Annotated in this window: 27 protein-coding genes and 1 pseudogene; 17 read left to right on the top strand and 11 right to left on the bottom strand. The window is 65.8% G+C overall.

The window, feature by feature from the left end:
- The first annotated feature begins 25 nt into the window (after positions 1-25).
- Together VVS03_RS07445 and VVS03_RS07440 are read left to right on the top strand one after the other, a co-directional pair.
- Entirely contained in the window at positions 26-871 is an 846-nt protein-coding gene (locus VVS03_RS07445; RefSeq protein ID WP_368520585.1) for a lysostaphin resistance A-like protein, read from the top strand.
- A 161-nt stretch (positions 872-1,032) separates the two neighbouring features.
- A complete protein-coding gene (locus VVS03_RS07440; protein WP_368520584.1) occupies positions 1,033-1,356 on the top strand; it encodes a CHY zinc finger protein in 324 nt (107 codons plus the stop codon).
- On the opposite strand, the gene VVS03_RS07435 is transcribed toward VVS03_RS07440, so the two are convergent.
- Both VVS03_RS07435 and VVS03_RS07430 read right to left on the bottom strand, forming a co-directional pair.
- Complete coding sequence (locus VVS03_RS07435; protein ID WP_368520583.1) at positions 1,353-1,847, bottom strand: hypothetical protein; 495 nt, start codon at positions 1,845-1,847, stop codon at positions 1,353-1,355. The two genes, VVS03_RS07440 and VVS03_RS07435, sit on opposite strands and share 4 nt — an antisense overlap.
- A gap of 54 nt (positions 1,848-1,901) precedes the next feature.
- The gene (locus VVS03_RS07430; protein WP_368520582.1) at positions 1,902-3,221 is read right to left on the bottom strand and encodes a M20/M25/M40 family metallo-hydrolase; all 1,320 of its coding nucleotides are present in this window, start codon (positions 3,219-3,221) and stop codon (positions 1,902-1,904) included.
- A 95-nt stretch (positions 3,222-3,316) separates the two neighbouring features.
- On the opposite strand from VVS03_RS07430, the gene bioB reads away from it, so the two are divergent.
- Positions 3,317-4,297 (top strand): biotin synthase BioB, encoded by a 981-nt coding sequence (bioB, locus tag VVS03_RS07425; protein WP_070768579.1) that lies wholly within the window; start codon positions 3,317-3,319, stop codon positions 4,295-4,297.
- Entirely contained in the window at positions 4,298-4,579 is a 282-nt protein-coding gene (locus VVS03_RS07420) for a hypothetical protein (RefSeq protein WP_368520581.1), read from the top strand. It abuts the gene before it with no gap.
- On the opposite strand, the gene VVS03_RS07415 is transcribed toward VVS03_RS07420, so the two are convergent.
- A complete protein-coding gene (locus VVS03_RS07415; RefSeq protein ID WP_368520580.1) occupies positions 4,576-5,610 on the bottom strand; it encodes an esterase/lipase family protein in 1,035 nt (344 codons plus the stop codon). The two genes, VVS03_RS07420 and VVS03_RS07415, sit on opposite strands and share 4 nt — an antisense overlap.
- Before the next feature lie 273 nt (positions 5,611-5,883).
- Between VVS03_RS07415 and amn the strand changes: the two genes are divergently transcribed.
- The 6 genes from amn to VVS03_RS07385 all read left to right on the top strand — a co-directional run bounded on the left by amn (position 5,884) and on the right by VVS03_RS07385 (position 11,006).
- The gene (amn, locus tag VVS03_RS07410) at positions 5,884-7,281 is read left to right on the top strand and encodes an AMP nucleosidase (RefSeq protein ID WP_368520579.1); all 1,398 of its coding nucleotides are present in this window, start codon (positions 5,884-5,886) and stop codon (positions 7,279-7,281) included.
- 71 nt (positions 7,282-7,352) lie between these two features.
- A complete protein-coding gene (locus VVS03_RS07405; RefSeq protein ID WP_368520578.1) occupies positions 7,353-7,904 on the top strand; it encodes a phosphoribosyltransferase in 552 nt (183 codons plus the stop codon).
- A complete protein-coding gene (locus VVS03_RS07400; protein ID WP_409338201.1) occupies positions 7,879-9,378 on the top strand; it encodes a SulP family inorganic anion transporter in 1,500 nt (499 codons plus the stop codon). The genes VVS03_RS07405 and VVS03_RS07400 overlap by 26 nt, the downstream gene beginning before the upstream one ends.
- 115 nt (positions 9,379-9,493) lie before the next feature.
- On the top strand, positions 9,494-9,979 hold the full coding sequence (locus VVS03_RS07395) for a ferritin (protein WP_368520576.1): 486 nt from the start codon (positions 9,494-9,496) through the stop codon (positions 9,977-9,979).
- Between the two features lie 81 nt (positions 9,980-10,060).
- Positions 10,061-10,414, top strand: a complete 354-nt coding sequence (locus VVS03_RS07390; protein ID WP_368520575.1) for a hypothetical protein — start codon at positions 10,061-10,063, stop codon at positions 10,412-10,414.
- Complete coding sequence (locus VVS03_RS07385) at positions 10,407-11,006, top strand: HAD family hydrolase (protein ID WP_368520574.1); 600 nt, start codon at positions 10,407-10,409, stop codon at positions 11,004-11,006. The genes VVS03_RS07390 and VVS03_RS07385 overlap by 8 nt, the downstream gene beginning before the upstream one ends.
- On the opposite strand, the gene VVS03_RS07380 is transcribed toward VVS03_RS07385, so the two are convergent.
- Entirely contained in the window at positions 10,996-12,084 is a 1,089-nt protein-coding gene (locus tag VVS03_RS07380; protein WP_368520573.1) for an ROK family protein, read from the bottom strand. The genes VVS03_RS07385 and VVS03_RS07380 overlap by 11 nt on opposite strands.
- 123 nt (positions 12,085-12,207) lie before the next feature.
- Positions 12,208-13,365 carry an HNH endonuclease signature motif containing protein gene (locus tag VVS03_RS07375; protein WP_368520572.1) on the bottom strand — a complete coding sequence of 386 codons (1,158 nt, stop codon included), beginning with the start codon at positions 13,363-13,365 and terminating at the stop codon, positions 12,208-12,210.
- Positions 13,366-13,645: 280 nt separating this feature from the next.
- Between VVS03_RS07375 and VVS03_RS07370 the strand changes: the two genes are divergently transcribed.
- Positions 13,646-15,307 carry a DUF885 domain-containing protein gene (locus tag VVS03_RS07370; RefSeq protein WP_368520571.1) on the top strand — a complete coding sequence of 554 codons (1,662 nt, stop codon included), beginning with the start codon at positions 13,646-13,648 and terminating at the stop codon, positions 15,305-15,307.
- A gap of 3 nt (positions 15,308-15,310) precedes the next feature.
- On the opposite strand, the gene VVS03_RS07365 is transcribed toward VVS03_RS07370, so the two are convergent.
- Complete coding sequence (locus VVS03_RS07365) at positions 15,311-16,366, bottom strand: AbrB family transcriptional regulator (protein ID WP_368521447.1); 1,056 nt, start codon at positions 16,364-16,366, stop codon at positions 15,311-15,313.
- A gap of 57 nt (positions 16,367-16,423) precedes the next feature.
- Here VVS03_RS07365 and VVS03_RS07360 point away from each other — a divergent pair, with 57 nt between their 5' ends.
- On the top strand, positions 16,424-17,194 hold the full coding sequence (locus VVS03_RS07360) for a TSUP family transporter (protein ID WP_368520569.1): 771 nt from the start codon (positions 16,424-16,426) through the stop codon (positions 17,192-17,194).
- Here VVS03_RS07360 and VVS03_RS07355 read toward each other — a convergent pair.
- On the bottom strand, positions 17,191-19,449 hold the full coding sequence (locus VVS03_RS07355; protein WP_409338203.1) for an ATP-dependent RNA helicase: 2,259 nt from the start codon (positions 19,447-19,449) through the stop codon (positions 17,191-17,193). The two genes, VVS03_RS07360 and VVS03_RS07355, sit on opposite strands and share 4 nt — an antisense overlap.
- A 75-nt stretch (positions 19,450-19,524) precedes the next feature.
- Positions 19,525-19,989, bottom strand: a pseudogene (locus tag VVS03_RS11325) (DapH/DapD/GlmU-related protein); the annotation flags it as partial.
- A gap of 105 nt (positions 19,990-20,094) precedes the next feature.
- Here VVS03_RS11325 and VVS03_RS07350 point away from each other — a divergent pair.
- From VVS03_RS07350 to VVS03_RS07335, 4 genes are all read left to right on the top strand, one after another.
- Entirely contained in the window at positions 20,095-20,772 is a 678-nt protein-coding gene (locus tag VVS03_RS07350) for an alpha-ketoglutarate-dependent dioxygenase AlkB (protein ID WP_368520567.1), read from the top strand.
- Positions 20,773-20,817: 45 nt separating this feature from the next.
- Entirely contained in the window at positions 20,818-21,366 is a 549-nt protein-coding gene (locus VVS03_RS07345; RefSeq protein ID WP_368520566.1) for an NADPH-dependent FMN reductase, read from the top strand.
- A 210-nt stretch (positions 21,367-21,576) separates the two neighbouring features.
- Positions 21,577-22,161 carry a chromosome partitioning protein ParB gene (locus tag VVS03_RS07340; RefSeq protein ID WP_368520565.1) on the top strand — a complete coding sequence of 195 codons (585 nt, stop codon included), beginning with the start codon at positions 21,577-21,579 and terminating at the stop codon, positions 22,159-22,161.
- Positions 22,149-22,367, top strand: a complete 219-nt coding sequence (locus VVS03_RS07335) for a hypothetical protein (RefSeq protein ID WP_070768564.1) — start codon at positions 22,149-22,151, stop codon at positions 22,365-22,367. The genes VVS03_RS07340 and VVS03_RS07335 overlap by 13 nt, the downstream gene beginning before the upstream one ends.
- Here VVS03_RS07335 and VVS03_RS07330 read toward each other — a convergent pair.
- Positions 22,364-22,675, bottom strand: a complete 312-nt coding sequence (locus tag VVS03_RS07330) for a transcriptional regulator (RefSeq protein WP_368520564.1) — start codon at positions 22,673-22,675, stop codon at positions 22,364-22,366. The two genes, VVS03_RS07335 and VVS03_RS07330, sit on opposite strands and share 4 nt — an antisense overlap.
- On the bottom strand, positions 22,672-23,124 hold the full coding sequence (locus tag VVS03_RS07325; RefSeq protein ID WP_368520563.1) for a hypothetical protein: 453 nt from the start codon (positions 23,122-23,124) through the stop codon (positions 22,672-22,674). Before VVS03_RS07325 ends, VVS03_RS07330 begins: the two co-directional genes overlap by 4 nt.
- Positions 23,125-23,182: 58 nt before the next feature.
- On the opposite strand from VVS03_RS07325, the gene VVS03_RS07320 reads away from it, so the two are divergent.
- Positions 23,183-23,908, top strand: coding sequence for an SDR family oxidoreductase (locus VVS03_RS07320; RefSeq protein WP_368520562.1), 726 nt, complete (start codon positions 23,183-23,185; stop codon positions 23,906-23,908).
- Positions 23,909-23,919: 11 nt separating this feature from the next.
- Here VVS03_RS07320 and VVS03_RS07315 read toward each other — a convergent pair whose 3' ends face one another.
- A complete protein-coding gene (locus tag VVS03_RS07315; protein ID WP_368520561.1) occupies positions 23,920-25,500 on the bottom strand; it encodes an aldehyde dehydrogenase family protein in 1,581 nt (526 codons plus the stop codon).
- Positions 25,501-25,577: the final 77 nt, after the last annotated feature.

The raw sequence follows: 25,577 nt of genomic DNA, 5'->3' as shown, positions 1-25,577 counted from the left end.
TCATAGTAGCTGTAATTTTCCTGACATGAACAAACCTCAATTACCTCTTTCCCCACGTCTTCCATTGAACTGGTGGGGACTCTTGGTTCGCATCGTTGCCGCATTCGTCATACTTATGGCCTCTAATATGGTGCGTGTTCCGTTGCACCAGCTTCCCATCGCGAGGCGAGACGACGCTGTGGGTATCGGAGCTAATGCTGCTATCTTTCTGCTGACCCCCCTCGCTGTCGTGATCATGCTGTGGGGATGGTTGCGGTTTGTCGAGCGGAGAAAACTGCGAGCTATCGGGCTTCTCGATATCTCGAAAATCCTCCCTGGGATTCTCGGTGGCACGGCTGTCGTCGCAGTACCGATGGTAGTTGGCTGGGTTTTCTTATCTGCTTTCTCGGAGCCTGTGGCACAGCACGATGCAGACCCCAGCACTGCTCCAGTGGGAGTGATAGTGGCAGGTGTCGTCTTTGTTCTAGTACGTTCTTATTTCCTGCAAGGGATTCCAGAGGAATTGATTTATCGTGGATGGCTGTTTTCTACTACAGATGAGCGACCCGTATTCACGGTAGTGTGGACGACCTTGGCTTTCACTGTTCCGCACCTCTCCTCCTCGGGTGGGCAGCAAAGCACAACAGATTTTCTCTTATACCTCGTTCTTCCCTTAGGCATGGCGGTTCTCGCCGGCGCGGTGGTTGTGTGGAAGAAAAGCGTGTGGTGGGCGGCCGGTACACATGGTGGCATGCACGCGGTGATGACCGTGTTGGGAGGCCTCGTTCCCGTCGTCCTAGATTCGACGGCGTGGATCATACTCGGCGTGACGCAGCTTGTTACGGGGTTTGCCCTACTGGCGTGGTGGCATTCGAGAAAGAAGAGGCCTTAGATTTCCCTTTGAGAATGCTGCATGGTTTGTGTCTGGTTAATTCACAAAACAGTGAACCCAGCAAGTCTGCTGATTCCCTCTGAGTATCGTTGAGTGTGCATAAACCCGAAAGGGTATGAGGTGCAAAGAGTATCTCTTTTCGTGGGAAAGAATGGCTGAGTATGTCGGGGAAAGAAATCCATGGCGTCGACGTGGACGCCCAGGGGCGTTGCGCGCACTGGCATAGCGCGGTGGATGTGGTGGCCAACAAGTGTGCGACGTGCGGGCAGTTTTACGCGTGCTCTATCTGCCATGCGGAGCTTGCCGATCACCCGTTCGGCGCGATGGATAAGCAGGCGGACGCGGTTTTGTGCGGCGTTTGTGGGGAGACGATGAATTACGGGCGTTACCGGCTAGCCACCGCCTGCCCGGCGTGCGGGCACCCGTTTAATCCCGGGTGTCACGCGCACGAGGAGATCTACTTCCAGCTGGGTCCGGTCGACTAGAAGGACGACAGAGAGCCGAACTGCTGCTGCACCTGGGTTAGCGCGGTGCGAGCCAGGGCGGCGAGATCCGGGATGCGGAAGGTCTGACCGGCGAAAGGCACGTCGACGGTCGGCTGGCCGGGCGCGACCGCCAGCTCAATCACGTTCTGGGCGCGGTGGGTGTTCTGCGGAGCGCGGTTCTGATGGGTGTTTTGTGGGGCAGGCTGCTGCTGGTTGCCCGACTGTCCCAGGTTGCAGCGGTTGACCGCGTCGTCCATGCGGGCGATGGCGGAGCGGATCTCCCCGCCGCGCGGGTGGAAGGTGGCCACGGACAGCGCCTGGCTGCGCTTGGACTGGTAGTCGCCGGGGTTGGTCCAGTAGCTGCGGGCCTTTTCGCAAGAGATCTGGCCGGCGGGCACCTTGGCCAGCAGGTCGTCGACGGGATCGGCGGAAGCCACGGCGGGGGTTGCAAGGGTAGCGGTCAACACGAGGGCAGCGAGGCGTTTCTTCATGGGATACATCTTGGCACGAGTTCGCGGTTCGGGAAAGTGTACGCAGGAAACTTTCTAGACGCCCAGGAAGCGCCGCACCAGGCTGCGGTAGGCCCGGACCGTGAGATCGAGATCCTCCAAGTGGAGCGCCTCGTCGTGGCTGTGGAGCTGCGAATTGGCCTCGGCCATGTCCCGGGCCCGTGCGTGGAGGGCAAAGCCGTAGCCGTTGCCGCCGGCGCGCCGGGCGATGCGCAGGTCCGAGCCGCCCGTCGCCAGCACCGGGGTGACGTCCAGGTCGGGGAAGAACTCGTGGGCGGTGGACTCGATGGCCTGCCAGAGCGCGGTGTCGGTGCCCGACTGCGTGGCGTCTTCGGTAATGAGGTGCTCGATGGTGACCTCGTCGGCCAGATCGCCCAGCGCCTGGCGCAGGAACTCGTCCAGGTCCTCCTGGGTCTGGCCGGGGAAGGGACGGATGTCCATCTCCAGGTATGCGTGGGAGGGCAGAACGTTGATAGCGCCGCCGGCTCGCAGGACGGTCTGGGACAAGGTGGTGTGCGAAAAGGCGTGCGCGTAGGCGTCCAGGTTGCCGAAGGCACGGTAATCTTCCGCGGTGCCCTGGCCGCCGATGAGCGCTTGCTCCGTGGCGGGATCGAAGCGGAACGCCTTGACGAAGCCGGTCCAGGTCTCGCTGGTGGCCACGGGCGCGGATGCCTCTGCGATCCGCCGGGCGACCTCGCCGATCTTCACGATGGCGAAGTCCTTGCCGAAGGGCGTCGAGCCGTGCCCGGCGTCGCCGTGCACGTGGAGGCGGCGCTGGCCCGCGCCCTTTTCGCCCACGTTGAAAGCCAGCGAGTTCGGCAGGTGGCTGCCGCCGGTCTCCGACAGGCAGTTGTCCCAGCTCATCGCCTCCGGGTGGTGGGCATACAGCCAGCGCGAGCCCCAGCCGCCGCGGGCCTCCTCGTCCGCCAGGGCGGCGAAGGTGAGATCGCCCGCTGGCTTCCCACGGCGGGCCACCTCGCGGGTCACGGCCGCCATGGTGGCAGTAATGAAGAGCATGTCGACGGCGCCGCGGCCGTAGAGCACGCCGTCCTCGATGACAGCATCGAAAGGTGGCTTGGTCCACTTGTCTTGGTCGACGGGCACGACGTCCGTGTGGCCCATCAGGGTCAGCGGTTCGCCGTCGCCGCCCGGGACCGTAAACAACACCGAGACCCGCCCGGGGTGGGGCTCAAAGCGCTGTACCTGCACGTTAGTGCCGGCAAAGAAGCGCTCCAGCGTGTCTGCGTTGCGGACCTCGTGGCCCGAATCATCGGTCAGATCGTTGACGCAGGCGTTGCGGATAAGCTCCTGGAGTAGCTCCAGGGTGTCGTCGTACAGGCTGGTGTCTTCGCTCATGCACCCCAGCCTAGTGCCGCGGTCCACCCGCGAAAGAAATAAACTTAAAGTTGCAAAATTAAACGCCGTTCAACTTTGTTCGCTACGCTACCCGTATGAGTATTGTTGATATCGCCCGCGAGAAGGCCTTAGAGCAGGGCATCGGCCTGAACGAAGAAGAGCTCCTGCAGGTCCTTTCCGTCCCCGACGAGCAGCTGGAAGAAATCGCCGACATCGCGCATAAAACTCGCCTGCGTTGGTGCGGCCCGGACGTTTCGGTGGAAGGCATCATCTCCATCAAGACGGGCGGCTGCCCGGAAGACTGCCACTTCTGCTCCCAGTCGGGCCTGTTCGCCTCGCCGGTGCGCGCCGCCCGCCTGGATATCGCCGAGCTGGTGGAGGCCGCGAAGAACACCGCCAAGACCGGCGCGACCGAGTTTTGCATCGTCGCCGCGGTCAAGGGCCCGGACGATAACCTCCTGGACCAGGTGGGGGAGGCCATCGCCGCCATCAACGCGGAGGTCGACATTGAGATTTCCTGCTCCCTGGGCACCCTGACCCGCGAGCAGGCGCAGCGCCTGAAGGACATGGGCGCGCAGCGCTACAACCACAACCTGGAGACCGCGCGCAGCTTCTTCCCGCAGGTGGTCACCACCCACACCTGGGAAGAGCGCCGGCAGACCCTCGACTTCGTCCGCGAGGTCGGAATGGAGGTCTGCTGCGGCGGCATCATCGGCATGGGCGAGTCCCTCGAGCAGCGCGCCGAGTTCGCCGCCCAGCTGGCCGAGATCGAGCCCTGCGAGGTGCCCATGAACTTCCTCGACCCGCGGCCGGGCACCCCGTTCGCGGATCGCCCGCTGGTTCCCCTGGGCGAGGGCCTGCGCGCCGTCGCCGCCTTCCGGCTGGCGATGCCCGCTGTCACCCTCCGCTTCGCCGGCGGCCGCGAGCTGTCCCTGGGCGACGACGGCACGGAGAAGGGCCTGCTCGGCGGCATCAACGCCATCATCGCGGGCAACTACCTGACGACCCTGGGCCGCCAGATCGAAAAGGATGTGGACATGCTCGGGCGCATCGACCTGCCCATCAAGGCGCTGTAGATGTCGGGGAAATCTGCGGAAACTAATCACTCCGCGCTCGCCGCGTCCGTCCTCGCCGGCGATCCGCCCGTCTACCACCCGAATACCGGACAGCTCCTGGAAGCGGTCTCCGCCCTGCACCCGGCGGCCGCGGCCGGCCTGGACGTGCCGCGCTACTGCCGCCTGTGTGGGCGGCGGATGGTGGTCCAGGTCCGCCCCGACGGCTGGCACGCGCGGTGCTCGCCCCACGGGGAGCTGGACTCGAGCTGGCTTTTCGTCGAGACCATCCGGGAGTCGGACTAGAGCTGCCGGACGATGGTGCGCACGATGGCGCGCACCCGCCGGTCCACCGGCAGGTCGTGGTGGAGCACCACCGCGCGAGAATCAAAGTCCTGGACGTAGATGTTGCGCACCGTGCCGTCCTTGACCTTGCTGGGGGACAAAAAGCAAGTCTCGGGCGGGACCACCACGGCATCGTGGCGCGTAGCGATGCACGTGTAGGTCACGCCCTCGTCCAAGTCGCCGCCGTCGTTAACGGCGCTCAAGATCTCGCTGCCGACGATCTGCTGCTGGCCGGCGTCGCCGAAGAACGACTGGATGATGGATTTCATGATGGAGTCGTTGCGTTTGCTGGCCATCAGCGGGCTGATGATGCCGCCTTCGGTGGTGCCGTGGTTGGGCGCGCCGATCGAGATGAGGTGGCGGACCTTGCTGGCCCCGCCGAGCACGCGCATCCAGTAGCGGGCCAGCAGCCCGCCCTGCGAGTGGCCCGCGATGATGACCTTCTCCGCGCCCGTCATGGTCAGCACCGCGTCGATATAGGCGCCGACCTGCGCGGCGGACTCGGGCAGCAGGCCCGTCGCCCGCGTGCCGTAATCTGGGGCGAAGACGGCCCAGCCGTCCTCGCGGAGCTCGCCGCCCAGGATCTGCCAGATGCCCTTGGAATCGGCCGTGCCGTGCAACAAGATGATGGGCCAGGGGCGGTCCGGGCTGGGGCGGGCGGTCCAGTCGTCCTCGAAGATGCCGCGGGGTTTCAGCCGCGCGCCCAGCGGGAGCGAGTCCACCGTGGAGCTCGAGCCGGCCGAGTCGACCTCCTCGTTGGACACGGCCATCCGGGTGCGTGAATCCTCGCTCAGCGAGCCGAAATAGCCCTCCTTGGTGGGGTCTTTGCGCAGCATCTCGGCGATCTCCTCGGCGACCTCCTCGCGCAGCGCGTTGGGCGGGGCGGTGTTCTTGACGCCGAAACGGGGGTTGGCCGGGGCATCGTTCGACCAAAAGCGGCGCAGCTGCTTTTCGATTGTGGAGCGCAGTTCCTGTAGTGCATCAGCGGCCACGTACAACCATCTCCTTATACAATCCGGGGCCTTCCAGCCTAGCGAACTAGCAGGTGAGGCGGATTAGGAAAAACTTTTTTAAAAAAAATGTCATCCGAAGGGTTGACGCTCTTTCCAAAGTATCTTAAAGTAAGCCTTGCCTAATCACGGGCGGTTGTTTTGCAGAAGTTGCGCTCCACTCCTTCTGTTTAGCACCGATTAGATTAGTCATGGGGAGAAGGCCCCGCCAGCGTGCAGCCGGCGGGGCCTTCGTTTACGCGGTAGTGTGGCGGCATGCGCAATCAGGTAGAGACAGTGCAGGTGCAGACGGTGGACGAGGCGGTCACGCGCCTCATCGAACTCTACGAGCAGTCCTGTCGGCGCTCCCACGACTTCGCGGACTACGACCAGGTCCGCTACCCCAAAATCACCGTCGCCGTGCGCGAGTGGCACCCCATCGATCGCTCGCAACCCTTCGGCTACGTCAACGAGGCCGGCAACTATTCCGCGGTGATCTCCAAGCCCTACCTGCTGCGCGACTACCTGACCGCCCAGCTGCAGCGTCTAGTGGACAACTACCCGTGCGATATCTACGTCGGCTACTCGGACGTGCGCATCCCGCCCGAGTACATCCGCGGCGCCCCGCCGGCCCCGCAGGACCGCGGGACCACCGTCCCGCGCCCCACGCTCGACGACGTCAACGACGCCATCATCGACGGCGACTGGGACGCCTTCCACGGCGCGGAGAAGCCGCTGTTCCACTTCGGGCCGCAGCGCTTCGACATCGCCTGCGAGCGGATCGAGCACTACACCGGCATCGAGGTCGACACGGTGCAGAAGTACATCCTGTTCACCAACTACGCCATGCACACCACCGAGTTCGTGCAGTTCGGGCTACGCGAGCTCGCCAGCGAGGACTCGCGCTACACCGCGCTGGTGCTGCCCACGGGCGAGACCATCCACCCCAACGACGCGGTGGACCTGGACGTCGACGAGCTGACGCTGACCTCGCGCTACCAAATGCCCCGCTTCGACCTCATCACCGCCGCCGGCGACGGCATCACGATGATCAACATCGGGGTCGGCCCGTCTAACGCGAAGACCATCACGGACTGCCTGGCCGTACTGCGCCCCGAGGCCTGGATCATGATCGGCCACTGCGCGGGCCTGGACGGGCGCATGCGCATTGGCGATCTCATCCTGGGCAACGCCTACCAGCGCGACGACGGGCTCCTGGACGAGCCGGTCACCCCGGCGAACCCGATCCCCGCCATCCCGGAAATCCAGCGCATGCTGGAGGCGAGCGTGGACGAGATCTACGGCGCGGACAACCCCATCATGCGCACCGGCACGGTCTTGTCCACCAACGACCGGAACTGGGAGTGGCGCACCACCCGGCAGCTGTGGGAGTGGCTGCGGGCATCGGCAGCCGTGGCCGTGGACATGGAGTCCTGCACGCTGGCCGCCAACGGTTACCGCTACCGCGTGCCCTACGGCACCCTGCTGGCCGTCAGCGACCTGCCGCTGCACGCGGTGCCCAAGCTGCCGGCCCAGGCGCAGGCCTTCTACTCGAATTCCAAGCAGGCCCACGTCATGTGCGCGGTGCGCGCGGTCGAGCAGCTGGCGGAAAACCCGTCCCGCCTCCACACGCGCAAGCTCCGGCGGGCGCTGGGGGAAGTGCCTTTCCGTTAACGCTAATCCGGCGATAGACTAGACGGAAAGTTTCCCCATACGAGAGTCTGCAACCGTGATAGGAGCACCACGTGACTAATCCCCATAACCCCGACTGGGCGGTACCGGAAAGGGAGAACCTCACTTGGGAGACGTTTGGTGAGGCCAGCCGCAACCTATCGCAGCAGATCATCGACTCGGGCTGGATGCCGGATCTCATCATCGGCGTCGCCCGCGGCGGCCTGATCCCGGCCGGGGCCATCGGCTACGCCATCGGGGTCAAGGCCATGGGGTCCATCAACGTGGAGTTCTACACCGATATCGGCAAGACCCTGCCCGAGCCGGAACTGCTCCCGCCGTACCTGGACGCCTCCGACATGGACGGCAAGAAGGTCCTGGTGGTCGACGACGTCGCGGATTCCGGCAAGACCCTCGACCTGGTCTGCCGCATCCTCGAGCACGAGGATCTGGATCCGGAAAAGCCGAAGCTGAACGTGGACGTGCGCTCGGCGGTCATCTACACCAAGCCGGTGACCATCTTCCACCCGGACTTCGTGTGGCGCGAGACCGACAAGTGGATCAACTTCTGCTGGTCGGTCCTGCCGGTCATCACCGCGGATGGTTCTTTCCAGGAAGGGTCCTAAGACTCCGGTGAATGACACAGGTTCCCTGGGCGTAGCGGATAGCTTCCGCTACGCCTTTTCCTCTGCCCGCCGGCTGCGCATCGAGGTGCTCGGCGGCCTCGCGGTTTCCCTCGCCCTTATCCCGGAGGTGCTGAGCTTTTCCATCCTGGCGGGCCTGGACCCACGGGTGGGCCTTTTCGCCTCCGTGGTGATGGCTATCTCCATCGCCTTTACCGGCGGGCGCCCCGCGATGGTCTCCGCCGCGGCCGGCGCGGTCGCGCTGGTCATCGCCCCGCTCTCGGCCAGCCACGGCCTCGACTACGTGGTCGCGACCATCCTGCTGGCCGGGGTGCTGCAGCTGGTGCTGGCGGCGGTGGGCATCGCCAAGCTCATGCGGTTCATCCCGCGCAGCGTGATGACCGGGTTCGTCAACTCCCTGGGCATCATGATGTTCACCGCGCAGTTGCCGCACCTGCAGGACGTGCCCTGGCTGGTCTACCCGTTGGTCGGGCTAGGCCTGGTGCTCATGCTCGCCGCCCCGCGCCTGCTGCCGGCCATCCCGGCGCCGCTGATTACCATCGTGGTGCTCACCGCCCTGGTCATGATCTCCGGCTGGGAGGTCCCTGACGTGGCTGACCAGGGCGAGCTGCCGGACTCGCTGCCGGGCTTGTTCCTCCCCGATGTGCCGCTGAGCTGGGAGACCCTGCAGATCATCGCGCCCTACGCCCTGGGCGTTGCCCTGGTGGGCCTGATGGAGTCGTTGCTGACGGCCAAGCTGGTCGACGGCATCACCGATACCCACTCGGACAAGACCCGCGAATCCTACGGCCAGGGGATAGGCAATATCCTCTCCGCCCTCATCGGCGGCATGGGCGTGTGCGCGATGATCGGGCAGACGATGATCAACGTCCGCGGCGCCCGCGCACGGACCCGGCTGTCCACGCTCATGGCCGGCGTCTTCCTGCTCATCCTCATCCTGGTGCTGGGCCGGACCGTCGGGCGCATCCCCATGGCGGGCCTGGTGGCGGTAATGATCATCGTGGCGGCGACCACCGTCGACTGGCATTCCCTGCGGCCGCGCACGCTGCGGGCGATGCCCTGGTCCGAGACCCTCGTCATGGGCATTACAATGGCCGGGACCCTGATTACCTCCAACCTGGCAGTCGGCGTGGTGCTGGGCGTGCTGGCGGCGACGGTCAGTTTCGCCCAGCGGGTCTCGCACGTGGTGACCGTCGACCAGACCGGGCCGGGGGAGTACGCGGTGTCCGGCCAGCTCTTCTTCGCTTCCTCGAATGACTTGGTCTATTCCTTCGATTACGCGCCGGGCACGGACAAGGTCTCCATCGACTTTTCGGCCGCGACCCTGTGGGATACCTCCACCATCGCGGCCGTCGATGCCGTGCGCAGCAAGTACGCCTCCCGCGGAATCGAGGTAGAATTTAGGGGACTGGACGACGAAAGCCAGCGGCGGATCGAGAAATTCAACGAAGCATAACGCAGGTTACGTTAACATAACCTTAAATTGGTAAGGATTTCCTGCCTGGAAATAGTTTTTTAAACGCGTATACTTATCAGTAGTTAACCACCGATCCGAGAGAAAGGTCCAGGTCATGGACGAGAAACTGCAAACCGCAATGAACAACCAGGTCAATTCCGAGCACCAGGCGGCGCTCATCTACACCCAGCTGGCTTACGAGATGGATAACCTGTCCTTCCCGGGCATGCGCGACTGGTTCCTGGGTCACGCCGACGAGGAGCGCACCCACGCTCAGAAGTTCGCCGACCACCTGCTGGCCCGCGGCTACCGCGTCGAGCTGACCGACATCGCTATCCCGTCCCTGAAGGCTGCCACCCCGCTGGACGCCTTCGAGGCCGCCTTCAAGCACGAGCAGAAGGTCTCCGCCGAGATCCGCGAGATCGCCCGCATCGCGGACGAGGTCAAGGATCTGGATTCCCGTAGTCTGGTCAACTGGTTCCTGGACGAGCAGATCGAGGAAGAGGACACCGTCTCCGAGATCATCGACCAGGTCAAGCTGGTTGGCAACGACGGCTCCGGCCTGCTGCGCATCGACGCAAACCTGGGCTCTGCCGAATAAAGAATTAGACCAAATAACGGTCCGGTTAAAATAATCACTTTTGTCCCACTGGAGGCTTCTCCGGTGGGACAATTGTATTTTATGACCGCAAAGCAGAAAACGACCGCCGCCATCGCCCTCGGGCTGATGGTTCTCGCTTTGGTCGGGGGACTGGCACTGACGGCGGTAGACATCGCGTGGGGGATCTTCTTCTCCTCGGCCGCCCTCATGCTGAGCCCGTTCGCCGGCATGGCCATGCTCGCCGGCGTGCGCTTCCTGCGCGCCAGCGGCCTCGTCAAGGCCTTCTTCGGGGTCGGCGGCGTCCTGCTCCTGGCGGCCATCGCCCTGTTCTTCGTGAACCCCGCGGGCACGGGCCTGCCGGAGCTCATCGGCGGCGCCACCTGCGGCATCGTCGGCCTGTGCCTGCTCCAGCCCCGGGTGGTCACGCATGGCTAAGGCCAAGCTGCTCTTCGATCTGTACGGCGTGCTCATGCGGCTGCCCTCGGCCGCGGACCGCCGCCTCCTCGAGGAGACGCTCGGGGTGCAGGACAGCGCGCGTTTCTGGGAGACCTACGAGGAGTTGCGCCCGCCCTACGACGCCGGGCTGGTCTCCGACGAGCGCTGGTGGACCGCGCTCGCCCGCCGCAGCGGCCTGGGCGACATCGACACCAGCCAGGCCGTGGCCGCGGACATCGCGGGCTGCCTCGAGGCGGACATGGAGATGGTTGGCTTCGTGCAGTCGCTTATCGATGCCGGCCACCCCGTCGGCGTCCTTTCCAACATCCCGACTGGGCTCGCCGCCGTCGTGCGGCGCGAGCACCCCTGGCTAGAGGATTTCGCGGCCGTCACCCTGTCCTGCGATATCGGGGTGGCCAAGCCGGAGGAGCAGGCCTACCTCGTCGCCGTCGATGCCCTCGGCGGCACCCTCAAGGACACCATCTTCTTCGACGACCGCGACGACTTCGTGCGCGAGGCCCGCGAGGCGGGGTTGCGGGCCGAGCGCTTCGAAGGCATCGATAGCGTGCGGAAGGTGCTTTCTACACCCTGACCTTGCGCAGCTCGAGCGGCACGCGCAGCAGCGGGTCCAGGGCGACGGCGCGCGCGACCGCGCGGACGATCTCGCGGTGGGTGGGGATCATGCGCAGCTGGACCTCGGCATCGGGGGCCTCTTCCCGCACGGCGCTGGCGAAGCGGCGCGGGGCCTGCGGGTCATCCACGAAGGCGGAACCGGCCACCACCACGGTATTCGGGTGGTGCTCGCGCACCAGCCGGGCGGCGACCACGCCGAGATCGTGCGCGCGCTCATCGAGGATGGAGCGTGGGGCATCGGCAATGCTGTCGACCGTCACGCCCTGCTCCGCCGCCTTCTTGAGCACCGCCGCCGTCGACAGGGAATCCTGCGCGGGGCGGCCCTGCGGATCGGTCAGCGGGGTGAGCTGCTGGACCCCGTCGTCGTTGGACAGGGCCGCGCCGATGGAGTCGTCCGCGAAGAGCACTAGGACCTTGTCCTCGGAGGCGATGTCCGCGGCCTGGGTCTCGGAGCCCAGGATGGCCGGGATGGCTGCGGTGACCACGACCGGCACGCTGAACTGGAAGCGCAGGCGCTCGGCGATGTCGACGCCATTCCACCCCAGGTTCGGGGCGTAGACGAGGCCTTCGTCGTCGACCTGGCCGGAGGTGGTCACGCCGACGGAGACCAGCGCCTGGTCCAGGCCCGCGGTCAAGCGGTTGATGCCGGCCATGATGTGCTCGATGAAATCCGCCTCGCTCAGCGATGCCACCGGGGTGGTGATGTCATCCTCCCGAATGGTGCGGCCCTTGGTGTCGTAGAGGCCGATATAGGTCGAGGAGGTGCCGATGGCGATGCCAGCCAGCAGCCAGTTGTTCTCTGCTACCTCCAGCGGCACCGTCGGGCGTCCGCGGCCCTTCGTGCGGGTCAGGTCGGTGCGCTCTTGGATGAGCCCGGCCTGCAGCAGCGCCGTGGTCGCGCGCGTGATGGTGGGCTGGGACAGGCCGGTCGCTTCCACTAGCTCGCTCCGAGTGATGATCGGCTTGAGGCGCACCAGGTGGAGGCACTTGGCGGCGGGTGTGCGTGGGCGAGTGAAGGCCGGTCCTGGCTTGATCATGCAACTTAGTATAAAGAGAACAGACTGCATTGTCTAATTCTATACGTTGACCGGTGGTCGAAATTAGACTGCATGGTCTAGCAATTGTGGTGTTTTGGTGCGGAAATGTCAGATTTTTCGACATCACCCCCTCCGCCCGGCCATTACCTGTTCGACCGTCCGCAACCAATTGCAGGAGCGCCGGGACATCGGACCCTCGGGGCTGGTGGCCTGCCAGGTGCCGTCGTTGAACAGCCAGATGACGTCCGAGGTGTGCGGGTCGATGACGTAGGTCGCGCGCCCGTCGGTCTTGATGTTGTGGTGGTGCTGACACAGGTTGACGAGGTTGTACGCGGCCGTCGGGCCGCCGTCGCCGAAGTCGACGCAATGGTCCTTCTGGCAGCGCTCCGCCTTGACCGTGCAGCCGGGGTAGCGGCACGTGCCGTCGCGGCCGTTGATGAAGGCCTTGATGTCGTTCGGCGTCGCGTAGTTGCGGCTGCGCTTTTCCGCGATATCCGACATGTGGCGGACGGTGGTTGCTGCGTCCGCCAGCTTCTGGCCGCTTTTGTGGCTAATCCAGCCGAAACCGGCGACGAAGATGGGGGCATGGGGGACGTCGCTGGCCTGGTAGAGGTTGAGGACCACTTGCGGGGAGGAGTATTCCCCGAGGATGAGGCCGGCGAGCGCGGCGGCCGGGCTGATGCCGTGTTCTTTGGCGGTGCGGGAAATGGCGTCGTCTAGTTGGGCGGTGGTTGCGGGGTCGTAGTCGGCGTAGATGCCGGCGCGGGATCCTGACTGGGACTCGCAGGAATAGTTGCCGCCGTCTGGGCCGGAGGTATCGGTCGAATCTTTCGACGTGTCTTCGGGCTGTTCCGTGGCCACCAGGCTGTTGAGCTTGCGGCGCAGGTTGGCGTAGGAGGGCAGGCGCTGGCCCGGGCGGGTAGGGCTGAGGTATTTGTTTAATTCAGTATCTATGCGTTCTAGAACGTCCTGGGTGGGCTCGCCCAGGTTATTTAAGACTTGGTCGATCAGGATGAGGTAATTGAAACCGATGTGCTGGAGTCTTTCCACGGTTTCTTCGAGCTGGGGCAGGGTGTCGAGGCGTTCGAGGGCTAAGCAGCGGTTGAGGCAGGCGGTATAAGAAAGGCCGGTGCGGGCGGCGAGGTTGCCGACGGTGGTCTCGCAATCCTCGTTAATGGGCGGGCGGAGGCGTTGCCACAGGTGGTAGTCAACGCGGCGGATCTGGGTGGCCTCGTGGGCGATAGGGCAGTTCGGTGTATTGACGGTGTAATAAGGGTCCATGACATTCTCCCCGAATGAATATGTCGTAACTATGTTCTAACCCAACCCCCATAATAGCAATCCAAACCAGCACCGCAACCCCTGCGCCAAACTTTTTCGAAACTATGTTGCAATTTTCGAAGGGGACTAGTTCGGGAACTGATGCCTAAGTGTTATCTTCCTGCCGGCAGCGGGAAAAGACCTGGTAAGGGCGACTTTGGCGGGGCAGGAGGCATTCAGCGTTCTCACCGCGCCGCGCCAGGTAGCGGTGAAGCGGGGAAAGTGGCTAGACTTCCCAATCATGAGTTCCGAGCATAACGCCGAGCGTCAGCCTTCCCTTCTGGACGCTTCGTGCGATAATTTCGCAGCTGATTTGGCAGCCCTGACCCCTACCGATGCGACGGCGTGGGGCGTTGCGGGCTACGAGGGTGAGTTGCAGGACTTCTCGCCCGAATACTACGAAGCCGTGGCGGACCGTACCCGCGAGATGATTGCGGATCTCGACGCCCTGGATGACTCGACGGACGAGTCGGACGACGAGGACGACTTCGACGACGTCGACTACGTGACCGCAGCCGTGTTGCGCGATCGCCTCTGCCTGGACCTAGACATGCACCACCGCATGGAGGACCTGCGGCTGCTCAACAACATCGCCTCGCCGGTCCAGACCATCCGGGACACCCTCCTGCTCATGCCGCAGGAGACCGAGGAGGACCTGGACGCCATCCGCTCCCGCCTGTCCAAGGTGGGCAGCGCGCTGGCGGGTTATCGGGACTCGCTGACGGAGGCGGCATCGCACGGCTTGGTGGCGGCCAACCGCCAGATCAATGAGGTCATCGGCCAGTGCAACGCGCTGACGGATAGCGACTCGATGCTCGACGAGCTCGGCCTGGCCGAGGACTCCGCCGAGGTGGAGCACGCCAAGCAGGCTTTCGAAGAATTCTCCGCCTGGCTGTCGACGGACCTGCAGCCGCAGGCGCCGACCTCGGACGCTTTCGGCCGCGAGCGCTACGAGCTGTTCTCCCACCTGTTCGTGGGCGACGTCGTGGACGTGGACGAGGCTTATCGCTGGGGCCTGGAGCAGCTGCGCGAGATCAACGCCGAGCAGGAAAAGATCGCCCATAGCCTCTACGGCAACGAATGCACCGTGCGCACGGCGATGCGCAAGTTCAACCAGGAAGAGCGCTACCTCCTGCGTGGCAAGGACGCGCTGGTGGAGTGGATGCAGTCCACGGCCGACCGCGCCATCGAGGAGCTGGACGGCAAGTACTTCGACGTGCCGGAGCAGGTGCGCGAGATTGAGTGCTGCATCGATCCGGCGGGCACCGGCGGGATCTTCTACACCCAGCCGGCGGATGACTTCTCCCGCTCGGGCCGGATGTGGTGGTCGGTGCCGGCCGGCCAGGACGTATTCCACACCTGGCAGGAGTTGACCACGGTCCACCACGAGGGCGTGCCGGGCCACCACCTGCAGATCGGCCAGGCCCTGGTCGAGCCGGATCTGAACCTGTGGCGCCGCAGCGTGTGCTGGAACTCCGGCCACGGCGAGGGCTGGGCCCTCTACGCCGAGGAGCTCATGGCGGAGCTCGGATACATGGACGATCCCGGCTACCGGATGGGCCTTTTGGACGCTAAGCGCCTGCGGGCGGCCCGCGTGGTCGCGGACATCGGCCTGCACCTGGGCAAGAAGATGCCGGACGGCTCCGGCGTCTGGGACAAGTCCCACGTGCACACCTTCATGCGGGAGAACACCGCGATGGACTCGGCGAACCTCTCCTTCGAGGTCAACCGCTACCTGGGCTGGGCCGGCCAGGCGCCATCGTACGCGCTGGGGGCGCGCCTGTGGCGCCAGACCCGCGACGAGGCAGTCGCGCAGGGCATGAGCGAGCGCGAGTTCCACGCCGAGGCGCTGGCGCTGGGCTCGGTGCCGATGTCCATCCTGCGCGAGACCATCCTCGACTAGGTGCTAGCGTTTCCTCCGCGTGAAGAGGCGGATGAGCTGGGGCAGGTAGCCGGCAATCACCAGCACGATGATGAGCCGGATGAGCTGGATGGCCACCACTGCTGGCCCGGCCCCGCCTTCGGAGGACAGCGCCAGGACGGTCTCGAGCGCGCCGGGGCTGGTGGCCAGGTAGGCCTCGAAATAGGTGATGTCCAGCGCCCAGGTCAGCGGCCAAGCAGTTGCCGCGCAGAGGGCGATGACCACGACGATATAGGCCACGGTGGCGGGCAGCTGCGCCGCGAACCGCTGCAGTGCGGGCCACGACAGGCCGCCGCCGCAGACCCAACCGATGCACATGAACGCCAAGATTCGGAAGGGTTCGATGGGCTGGAGGGTGAGCTCACCGGGCAGGAACAACGAGGCCAGCACCGTCAGCAGGAGCGGGCCGATCACGCCCGGGGCGGGCAGGCGGAGAAGCTTGCCGAGGGGCTCGCCGGCGAAGGCGATGGCCAACACGAGCAGGATCATCCACCAGTGCTGATCCGGCTGCGGGGCGTCGACCGGATGGGAGTCGGCCGGGGTGGATAGGAAGCCGACGACGACCGGCAGGGTCATGGACACGGTCAGCAGGCGCAGGTACTGGGTCAGCGCCACGTAGCGGTAGTCCGCGCCGAGGTCGTCGGCGAGCACCGGCATCATGGACGCCCCGCCGGGCAGCATGGACAGGATGCCGGTGTCCCGGCTGACGGCCTTCGGCTGGGCGCGGTGCAGGAGGAGCCCGCCGCCAATGCCGACTAGCACCGTCACCAGGGAGACCACGACGCCCGCGGGCAGGAAGCCGACGATGCGCGACAGCGGCACCGTGGTCAGGGGGATCGCGGCCAGGATGCCGATGAACCCGCGGCTGAGCGCGTAGACGTGGCGGTTGACGGGCAGCTCTTTGCGGGTCGCCAGCGCCATGCCGGCGGAGACCACGATGGCGGCCACGATCCAGGCCGCCGGCACGTTCCAGTGGTCAAAGAGCCAGCCGAGGCCCACGGAGGCGGGCGCGACAATCATCCAGCGCACTGCCAACGGCATGCGGGCACCTCCTTGTAAATTCGATCCCCTTTATACTATTGGCCTTATACTGTTGCCATGGAAATAGGCGCGGGAACCTGGGCACTGCTCGTGGCGGGGGCCGGGGTGGCCGGCTGGATCGACGCGGTCATCGGCGGCGGCGGGCTGGTGCTCATCCCCCTGATCTTGGCGCTGGTTCCCGGCGTGGCCCCGGCCACGGCGCTGGCGACGAATAAGGTGGCGGCGGTCTCGGGCACGGCATCGGCGGCGGTAACGCTGGTGCGCAAGGTGCGGCCGCCCGCGCGGGAGCTGGTGCCGATGGCGGTGTTGGCGGCGGTGGCCTCGGGCGTGGGTGCGCTGATGGCCTCGCTGCTCAACGAGGACGTGATGCGGCCGCTGATCATTGTTCTGCTGCTCGCCGTGGGCACGTTCATCGCCTTCAAGCCGAGCTTCGGCGGCGGCGACAGCGAGGGGATCCACTCTGGCTGGCGGTCCTGGGCGGCGCTGGCAGCGACGGCTGCGGTGGCGTTCTACGACGGCATCTTCGGGCCGGGCACCGGCATGTTTTTGATCATGGCTTTTACCGCCATCTTCTCCCAGAACTTTCTGCGCTCGGCGGCGATGGCGAAGGTGGTCAACACCGCGACGAACCTGGGCGCGCTGGTGGTCTTCATCGTCGGCGGACACGTGTGGTGGACGCTCGGCATCGTCCTGGCGGTGGCCAATATCGTCGGCGCGCAGCTGGGCGCGCGCACGGTGCTGGGCGGGGGCACGAAGCTTATCCGCTACGCCCTGCTGACCCTCGTGGTGGTCATGAGCTGCTACCTCGCGTGGCAGCAGTGGGGCTAGGCCGGGTCTTCCGGCCAGGCGTGCTTGGGGTAGCGCCCGCGCATTTCGGCGCGCACCTGCTGGTAGGGGCCGGACCAGAAGCTGGCCAGGTCGTCGGTGACCGCGAGCGGGCGGCCGGCGGGGGACAGCAGGTGGAACTGGACCGGCAGGCCGGCTATCGCGGGGGAGGAATGCAGCCCGAAGCACTCCTGGAGCTTGACGCGCACGACGGGACGGCCGGTCGCGTAGTCGATGCGCGGGTGCTTGCCCGAGGGGACCGTGAGGCGTTCGGGCGCGGCGGCATCGATGTCGTTGGGCCACGGCAGCAGGCGCTGGAGCGCCGGGTACATGTCGACCTCGCGCGGGGGCTTGCCGCGGACGATGTCGCCGAGCTCTGGGCCCAGCCAGTACTGCGGATCGGCCTTTTGTGGATCCGGCCAGGGATCGCCGAGGCGCGCGTGGAGGAAGGCCAGGCGGTCGAAGAGGCGCTGCGCCTTGTCGGAGAAGTGGAAGATTTCTAAGCCAGTCCGTTCGAGCAGGCGGGCGAGGGCCTCTGCCGCGGCCTCCGGGCTCGGCTGGGTCGGGGTGGAGCTGAGCTCGATCTGCCCGGCCCGGCGGATCTGGCGGGCGCGCAGCTTGCCCTTGACGAAGTCGGTTTCCAGCTCTTCGGTCACGCCGATGATGTCCAGCGCGTCTTCTTCGGAAATGCGGGCGGCGGCGCGGATGGTGCCGCCCTCGGCGGAGCGGGTCACGACCGCGGTGGCCAGCCACTCGGAGCCGTCGAGGCCGAGGTCGTGGGGCAGGCGGGCCCGCGTTCCGGAGGCCAGCAGGTAGGTGTCGTCGTTCACGCGGCGGGCGATCCAGCGGGGGAAGGCCAGCCCGGTGATGGCGCCGGGATCGCTGACGCCGCTGCCGGTGCTCACCAGCTCGGCCAGGCGCTGGGATTCGGACTTCGGCGCGCGCTGGCGGGCGATGTCGCCACGGGGATCGTCGGCCAGCACGGCGACGGTGGCCGCGGCGGACGGCCCGCATTCGATAAGGGCGCGGCCCAGGTGCGGGTCCAGCGGCAGGCGGACCAGGCGTTTGCCTAGCTGGGTCAGGTGGCCGCCCCGCAGGGCGCCGAGGGATTCCAGGTGTTCTCGGGCGCGGGTCAGGTGCTGCGGCTGGGGGCTATCGAGCAGCGGGCAGTCGCCCCAGGCGGCCAGCTGCAGGGCGGCCTGGGTGAGATCCGTGGTGAGGATCTCCGGGGTGATGGCCTCGGCCGCGTGCTCGTAGTCGGCGGCGGAATAGGCGCGCACCACGGTGCCCGGGCCCTCGCGGCCGGCGCGGCCGGCGCGCTGGTCCGCGGTGGACTTGGCCGAGCTGATGGTGACCAGCCCCGTCATGCCGCGGCTGGCATCCAGCCGGGGCACGCGGGACAGGCCGGAGTCGATGACGGTGCACACTCCGGGCACGGTCAGGGAGGACTCGGCCAGGGAGGTCGAGACCACGATCCGCGGGGTGGACGAGGGTTGCAGGGCCGCGTCCTGCTGCCGGGAATCTAGGCGTCCGTGCAGGGGGAAGCTGCCGGGCAGGCGGCCGACGACGTGTTCGACCTCGCGCACGCCCGGCACGAAGACCAGGGCGGAGTGCCCGGTGGCGGAGACCTGCTCCTGCGCCAGCTGGGCCAGGTGGTCCAGGAATTCCCGGGAGCAGCTGCTGCGGTCGGGGTGTGGGCGGTAGGAGATATCCAGCGGGTAGGTCACCGCCGGGGTGCTGAGCGTTTCGGCTCCTAAGAATTCGGTGAGCTTGTCGCGCTCGAGGGTGGCGGACATGGCTACCAGCCGGAAGTCGTCGCGCAGCTCGGCGAGCTCCAGGCACATGCCTAGGATGAGATCGGTATCCAGCTGGCGCTCGTGGACCTCGTCGATGGCGACGGCGGAGATACCCTCCAGATCCGGATCCCGCAGCAGGCGCTGGAGGAGTACGCCCGGGGTCACGAACTCGACGTGGGTGCCGGGCTGGTGCTCGCCCTTGACGCTGAAACCGACGGCCTTCGGGGCTCCGGAGAGGTGGCGCAGCCGGCGGGCGGCGGCGCGCACGACCACGCGGCGGGGCGCGGTGACGATGACCTTGCCCCCGCAGTGGTTGGCCAGGGCGGGCGGGACCAGGGTGGTCTTACCGGTGCCGGGCGGGGCTTGGATGACTAGGCGCCCGGTGGCATCGACAAGCGTGGGCAGGCGGTCAATGACCCCGGCCACGGGCAGGTCGCGGCCGATCCGTGCGATGTCGAACATGTCATCCAAGCTTACGCACGACCCGCCCGGGGAGCCAAGCACCAGGGAATTGTCCGGCACGTCCTTGGTGACCAGGGTGCCGGCGCCGATGACGCAGTTGTCGCCGATGGTGACCCCGGGCAGGACGGTGACGTGAGCGCCGAACCAGCAGTTGGTGCCTACCGTGATGGGGTGGGCGATCTCCCAGCCGGCGGCGCGCATCGTCGCGTCGTCGATCGGGTGGCCGACGGTGATAAAGGAGCAGTGGGGGCCGACCAGGGTGCCCGCGCCTAGCCGGATCTTGGATTGAGCCAGGAAAGTCGCGCCGAAGTTGATGAAGACGTTGTCGCCGCAGATGAGGTTGTAGCCGTATTCCACGTTGGCCGGGGCAAACCACCCGGGGACTGCGGATTCTTCCGGTAAAAGCTCTCGCAGGATGGCTTCGGCGGCGTGCGGTTCGGTGTTGCCCAGGTCGTTGAACTGCTTGATGAGCCGGAAGCCGCGGAGTTGTTCCGTGCGGAGCTCGTCGCTGCCGGGCAGGTGCCACCGCCCGGATTCCATGCGCTCGCGGGTGCCGTAGACCGCGTGATTGTCCTCGCTGTCCTTGATCGTCATGCTGTCTATTGTGCCGACAATCGCGCCGCTGGTTGTGCCAGACTGGGTGTCATGCTTTTCGAGGTGGAGCGCCCCACGGCCAAGGTCGCGCCCGGGGTGGCGCACGTGCCGGGCTACTGGTCGGCGCCGGAGCAGCACGCGTGGGTCGCGCGGTTTAGGGACCTGGCGCGCCGGGCCAACGGCACGCCCTTTGCCATGCAGCGGCCCCAGCTGGCCTCCGGCGGGCGCATGAGCGTGCACATGCTGAACCTGGGGCATTACTTCGACTATGACAGTTACCGCTACGTGGACCGGAAATTCGGACACACCGTCCCGGCCCTGCCCGGGGATCTTCGGCAGGCGGCTATCGATGCCGTCTCCCGCGCCGCCGCCCTCGCCGAGGAGCTGGTCCCGTGGGCGGAAAGCTACTTGCCGGACATGGCCCTGGTGAATTATTACCCGCCGGGCGCGCAGATGGGCATGCACCAGGATCGCTACGAGTCCACGCGGGCGCCCATCGTCTCCTTTTCCATTGGGGAGGAGGCGCTGTTTCGCATCGGCGGCACGGAAAACCGCAACCGGCCCTGGGAGGAGGTGACGCTGGCCTCCGGGGATCTCATCGTCTTCGGCGGCCCGAAGCGTTTTGCTTTCCACGGGGTGCCCGAGGTTCGCCCCGGCACCGCGCCGGAAGGCTGCGGGCTGGCGCAGGGCCGAATCAATGTCACGGTGCGGCAGGTCTTTTCCGGGTAGGCTGTGCCAGAAACACTTAACCGTTAAACTGAAAGGAAGTCCGACATGGCAAAGATCGGCATCATCATTGGCTCTATCCGCGAAGGTCGCCTGGGCGAAGCCGTCGGCCGCTGGGTCGAGGGTATCGCCCGCGACCGCGCTGAGCAGGGCGTGGACTACGAGCTCATCGACCTGGCTGCCTTCAATGTTCCGCTGCTGACCGCCGCCACCGTCCCGGGCGCGGCCAACAAGCAGTACGACGACGCCAACGTGCAGGCGTGGTCCAAGGCTATCGATGCCTGCGATGCCTTCGTCTTCGTCACCCCGGAGTACAACCACTCCGTGCCGGGCGCCTTCAAGAACGCCTACGACTCCTTGGGCGCGGAGTGGGCCGGCAAGCCGGTCGCCTTCGTCGGCTACGGCGCCTCCGGCGCCATCCGCGCGGTCGAGGCCTGGCGCCTGGTGGTCAGCAACTTCCAGATGGCCCAGCTGCGCAACCAGCTGGAGGTCTCCATCTTCTCCGACTTCACCGACGGCGAGTTCACCCCGGACGAGGACAAGACCAAGCGCATGGACAACATCCTGGCCGAGCTCGAGGATGCGCTGGGCAAATAACCCCCCGGCGGAGTATTGCTTCGATTTTATAAAGCCTCAATATAGGCTTCGTTGATACATCAAGGTGTGTGGAATTACCCCCGGTGGGAGAAAGTCGCTGGCGGTCGCGCTGCGGGGTGCCTGGCTGCTTGTTACGGTGTCTGCGGCCGGCGGTGCCCACGGCATTCGCTGGCCCAGGACACCGTTATTTTTGAGTAGAAAGGACTTTCCGTGACCTTCCCGTTCATCCCGAAGAAGGGCATCGCCAGCGCGCTGGCTGCCGCACTGGTGACGACCGGCGCTGCCGCCCCGGCAGCGCCGGCCAACGAGCTGGATTCCAACATCCAGGGCCCGTTGGTGCTGGCCGAAGCGATGTACTACGACGCCGGGGAGGACGAGATCCGGCTCGACGAAGGCAAGATTGACCACGATCGCGTCACCGCCGAAGAGATTGATCAGGTAGAGGCTGGCCTGGCGGATTTGACCGATGAGCAGGTGGACCAGGTGCTGATCGACAACGGCTACGAGCCGGACGAGATGCGCGACTCGGATAACGACAACTCCGGGGTCTCCTTCCGGATCGCGCCCGCCATCATCTGGGGAGGCGTGGCCATCTTGGGTATTCTCACCGGTGGCGGATTGATCTTCTACTCGATGTACACTTCCCATGCAGAAAAGCAGAACCTGATTAACCAGTGCTACCAGAACGGTGGCAGCCCGGTGGTTGACAGCCGCGATTCCGCCGGCGTGGAGGGTACCACCGATTCCGGAGCAGCTAAGAATGAAGGAGGCTACCGCTTCGAATGCCAGAAGTAGAAACGACTCGAAACGCCCCCATGGTGGTTGCCGCGATCGTTGTGGTGGGGCTGTTCCTGCTGCTGCTGTTGTACCTGGGCCTAAGCCGCTACTACAACGCGCAGGAGCTGGACTCCCTCGTGGAGGGCGCCGAGGCTAACGGGCAGAGCTACTCCGTGGAGATCCACAACGGTCTGACGGGTAGCTATTCCTTCCGCGCCCACTAGCCGGCGATGTCCTTGAGTGCCGCCAGGTGCTCACGGAAGGCAGCGCGACCACGCGCGGTGAGGCTTACCCACACGGTGTCCTTGCCGCGCGTGGAGCCGTATTCGCGGAAGCGGCTGACGTATTCTACCTCCTGTAGGGCGCTGAGCTGCTTGGAGAGCGCGGACGGGCTTAAGCCCACCTCCCGGGCCAGCGAGGAAAACTCCATCTCTTGGTTGACTGCTCCCTCGGTCGCGCCGTAGGCGTTGAGTACGGCGCAGATTTTAAACCGGTTGAGAGGGTGGATGACTGGATCGAGCTGGCCGTTCATGAATGATTCCGCTCCCGGGAGCTGAGATCTAGGGCGCCACTGCCTAGGGCCCACCACACGCTGGCAAAGGCCAGGAGGCCAAGAGGTAGCACGACCCAGGCCGGCAGGTCGTGGGCGAAGATGAAGGCGGACATCGGCCAATAGAGGCAGAAAAGCCCCAGCCCGTAGCGCTTGTCCGCGGAGGGTGCGGCGAAGGGATCTTGGCGGTAAGACTGTCGCACCCGCGGGTAGCGCCGGGGCAGGAGGAAGGCGGCGACGAGTATAACGGCAACGACGATGAGGAGCGCCCACCAATGGCGGGGCCGAAACGCCATGAGCACGAAGGCCGCCAGGTAGGTCAACGCCAGGCAAAAAGCGACCCAGGGTGGGAACAGGGCGTTCTTTTTCTTTGCGAGGGATTCGTTAAAGGACAGAGCCTCGGTGGCCTGCTTCTTTTCATTGTTTTCCACAGTGGAAAGTATGACACTTTCCGTACTAGAAAACAAGGGTTTTGTTACACTGCGGGGCATGACTAATCATGACGCGGGTAACAAGAAAGTAGCAATCGTGACGGGTGCCTCCTCCGGGATTGGCGCCGCGAGCGCGCGGGCGCTGGCAGCCGACGGCTGGCACGTGATCGTGGCGGCGCGGCGCAAGGACCGGCTGGACGCCCTCGCGGAAGAAATCGACGGCACCGCCATCGAGCTGGACGTCGCCAGCCAGGAGTCCGTGGACGCGCTCGCCGCGCAGGTGGACCGGGTGGACCTGTTGGTCAACAACGCCGGCGGCGCCAAGGGCCTGGAGCCACTAGTCGACACCAAGATCGGGGACTGGCAGTGGATGTATGACGTGAACGTGCTGGGCACGGTACGCATGCTGCAGGCGCTGGTGCCGAAACTAGAACAAGCCCCGGATAACTCGGGGCTTGTCATCAACATGGGTTCGGTGGCCGGCTGGGGCGTCTACGAAGGCGGCTCCGGCTACAACAGCGCCAAGCACGGCGTGCGGGTGATCTCCCGGGCGCTGCGGCTGGAAAACCACAACATCCGCACCACGGAGATCGACCCGGGCCGCGTGGCCACCGATTTCTCGCTCGTCCGCTTCAGCGGCGACGAAGAGCGCGCCGCTAAGGTCTACGACGGCCAGCTCAACCTCGCCGCCGAGGACATCGCGGAGGCGGTGCGCTGGGTGGCGTCCCTGCCCGCCCACGTCAACATCGACGTGATGACGGTCAAGCCGCGCACCCAGAGCTAGGAGCTAAGAGCCTACTTCTGCAGACCGAACTGGCCGGAAACGGCCGGGGTCAGGTTCTGGTAGACGTGCTTGTGCTCCTGGTACTCTTCCAGACCCGTCGGGCCCAGCTCGCGGCCGTTGCCGGACTGCTTGTAGCCGCCCCACTCGGCCTGCGGCAGGTACGGGTGGAAGTCGTTGATCCAGATGGTGCCGTGGCGCAGGCCGCGGGCGACCTGCTCGGCCTTGCCCGCATCCGTGGTCCACACCGCGCCGGCCAAGCCGTACTCGGTGTCGTTGGCGATCTCGATGGCCTCCTCCTGCGTGGTGAAGGTCTCCACCGTCACGGTCGGGCCGAAGGCCTCGTCGTGGACGCAGTCCATCTCCCGGGTGGTGTCATCGATGATGGTCGGCAGGTAGTAGATGCCGGCGCCCAGGTCCGTGTTGCCGGTGCCGTGCTGGCCGTTGGTGTCCTCGCTGGTGGCCGCGCGGCCGCCGGTGAGGATGGAGGCGCCCTGCTCGCGGGCGCGGTCCACGTACTCGGCGATCTTCTCGCGGTGCTCGGCGGAGATCAGCGGGCCGGTCTCGGCCTTGTCGTCCGTCGGGCCGCCGATCTTGATGTTGTTGGTGCGCTCGACCAGGGCCTCGATGAACTTGTCGTGGATGGATTCCTCCACGATCAGGCGGGAGCCTGCGGAGCAGACCTGGCCGGAGTGGAAGAACGCGGCGTTGAGGGCGTTGTCCACGGCGGCGTCGAAGTCCGCGTCGGCGAAGACGACGTTCGGGTTCTTGCCACCTAGCTCCAGCGCGGTGCGCTTGACGGTCTCCGCGGCGTTCTTGGCGATCAGCTTGCCGGTGACCAGGCCGCCGGTGAAGGAGACCATGTCCACGTCCGGGTGCTGGGACAGCGGGTTACCGCAGTTGGCGCCGGCGCCGGTGATCAGGTTGGCCACACCGTCCGGCAGGCCGGCATCGCGCAGCACGGCCATGAGCAGCATGGCGGTGTGCGGGGTCAGCTCCGCCTGCTTGAGGACGAAGGTGTTACCAGCGGCGATGGCCGGGGCAACCTTCCAGGACACCTGCAGCAGCGGGTAGTTCCACGGGGTGATCAGGCCGCAGACGCCGACCGGCTCGGCGTCGATACGGGAGCGCACGTTCGGGTCCGCCGGGTCGACCACGCGGCCGGCCTGGTGGGAAGCCAGGGTGCCGAAGTAATCGAAAGCGCCGGCGATGTCTTCCATGTCGCCCATGGACTCTTCCAGGCGCTTGCCGGTGTCGGCGGATTCCGCCTTGGCGAAAAGCTCCTGGTTGTCGCGGATGGCCTGGGCCACGCGCAGCAGCAGCTTGCCGCGCTCGATGGCCGGGACGGAGGACCAGGTGCCGGCATCGAAGGTGCGGCGGGCGACTTTGATAGCGCGGATCGTGTCCTCGTCGGTGGCTTCGGAGACCTCGGCGACGACGGTGCCGTCGGCCGGGCAGGTGATGGTGCGGGTGCCGCCCTCAGCAGCGGCCTCCCACTGGCCATCGATGAATAGGGACTTCGGACCGTCGCCCGTGTGGACGCCGGAGAGGAGCTCCGTCGTAGAAGGATCAAACAGTGCGTTCTGGGTGCTCAACAAAGCATCCTTTCTTGTCGGCGCTTTAATAGGGGCCGGCATTCGTATTCAAACAGGGAAGTTGTTCGGTTCCGCTT

This window comes from Corynebacterium sp. LK2537 (assembly GCF_040946485.1).
Taxonomy (GTDB): Bacteria; Actinomycetota; Actinomycetes; order Mycobacteriales; family Mycobacteriaceae; genus Corynebacterium.
This window is presented reverse-complemented; position numbering and strand designations above follow the sequence as displayed.

Excerpts from the sequence above, each read along its gene's own strand:
- VVS03_RS07440 (WP_368520584.1), top strand. The coding sequence starts at position 1,033 with ATGTCGGGGAAAGAAATCCATGGCGTCGACGTGGACGCCCAGGGGCGT.
- bioB (WP_070768579.1), top strand. The coding sequence starts at position 3,317 with ATGAGTATTGTTGATATCGCCCGCGAGAAGGCCTTAGAGCAGGGCATC.
- VVS03_RS07430 (WP_368520582.1), bottom strand. The coding sequence starts at position 3,221 with ATGAGCGAAGACACCAGCCTGTACGACGACACCCTGGAGCTACTCCAG.
- VVS03_RS07355 (WP_409338203.1), bottom strand. The coding sequence starts at position 19,449 with ATGTTCGACATCGCACGGATCGGCCGCGACCTGCCCGTGGCCGGGGTC.
- VVS03_RS07380 (WP_368520573.1), bottom strand. The coding sequence starts at position 12,084 with ATGATCAAGCCAGGACCGGCCTTCACTCGCCCACGCACACCCGCCGCC.
- VVS03_RS07385 (WP_368520574.1), top strand. The coding sequence starts at position 10,407 with ATGGCTAAGGCCAAGCTGCTCTTCGATCTGTACGGCGTGCTCATGCGG.
- VVS03_RS07350 (WP_368520567.1), top strand. The coding sequence starts at position 20,095 with ATGCTTTTCGAGGTGGAGCGCCCCACGGCCAAGGTCGCGCCCGGGGTG.
- VVS03_RS07365 (WP_368521447.1), bottom strand. The coding sequence starts at position 16,366 with ATGCCGTTGGCAGTGCGCTGGATGATTGTCGCGCCCGCCTCCGTGGGC.
- VVS03_RS07395 (WP_368520576.1), top strand. The coding sequence starts at position 9,494 with ATGGACGAGAAACTGCAAACCGCAATGAACAACCAGGTCAATTCCGAG.
- VVS03_RS07435 (WP_368520583.1), bottom strand. The coding sequence starts at position 1,847 with ATGAAGAAACGCCTCGCTGCCCTCGTGTTGACCGCTACCCTTGCAACC.
- VVS03_RS07445 (WP_368520585.1), top strand. The coding sequence starts at position 26 with ATGAACAAACCTCAATTACCTCTTTCCCCACGTCTTCCATTGAACTGG.
- VVS03_RS07390 (WP_368520575.1), top strand. The coding sequence starts at position 10,061 with ATGACCGCAAAGCAGAAAACGACCGCCGCCATCGCCCTCGGGCTGATG.
- VVS03_RS07335 (WP_070768564.1), top strand. The coding sequence starts at position 22,149 with ATGCCAGAAGTAGAAACGACTCGAAACGCCCCCATGGTGGTTGCCGCG.
- VVS03_RS07360 (WP_368520569.1), top strand. The coding sequence starts at position 16,424 with ATGGAAATAGGCGCGGGAACCTGGGCACTGCTCGTGGCGGGGGCCGGG.
- amn (WP_368520579.1), top strand. The coding sequence starts at position 5,884 with ATGCGCAATCAGGTAGAGACAGTGCAGGTGCAGACGGTGGACGAGGCG.
- VVS03_RS07375 (WP_368520572.1), bottom strand. The coding sequence starts at position 13,365 with ATGGACCCTTATTACACCGTCAATACACCGAACTGCCCTATCGCCCAC.
- VVS03_RS07370 (WP_368520571.1), top strand. The coding sequence starts at position 13,646 with ATGAGTTCCGAGCATAACGCCGAGCGTCAGCCTTCCCTTCTGGACGCT.
- VVS03_RS07330 (WP_368520564.1), bottom strand. The coding sequence starts at position 22,675 with ATGAACGGCCAGCTCGATCCAGTCATCCACCCTCTCAACCGGTTTAAA.
- VVS03_RS07345 (WP_368520566.1), top strand. The coding sequence starts at position 20,818 with ATGGCAAAGATCGGCATCATCATTGGCTCTATCCGCGAAGGTCGCCTG.
- VVS03_RS07320 (WP_368520562.1), top strand. The coding sequence starts at position 23,183 with ATGACTAATCATGACGCGGGTAACAAGAAAGTAGCAATCGTGACGGGT.
- VVS03_RS07420 (WP_368520581.1), top strand. The coding sequence starts at position 4,298 with ATGTCGGGGAAATCTGCGGAAACTAATCACTCCGCGCTCGCCGCGTCC.
- VVS03_RS07400 (WP_409338201.1), top strand. The coding sequence starts at position 7,879 with ATGGTTCTTTCCAGGAAGGGTCCTAAGACTCCGGTGAATGACACAGGT.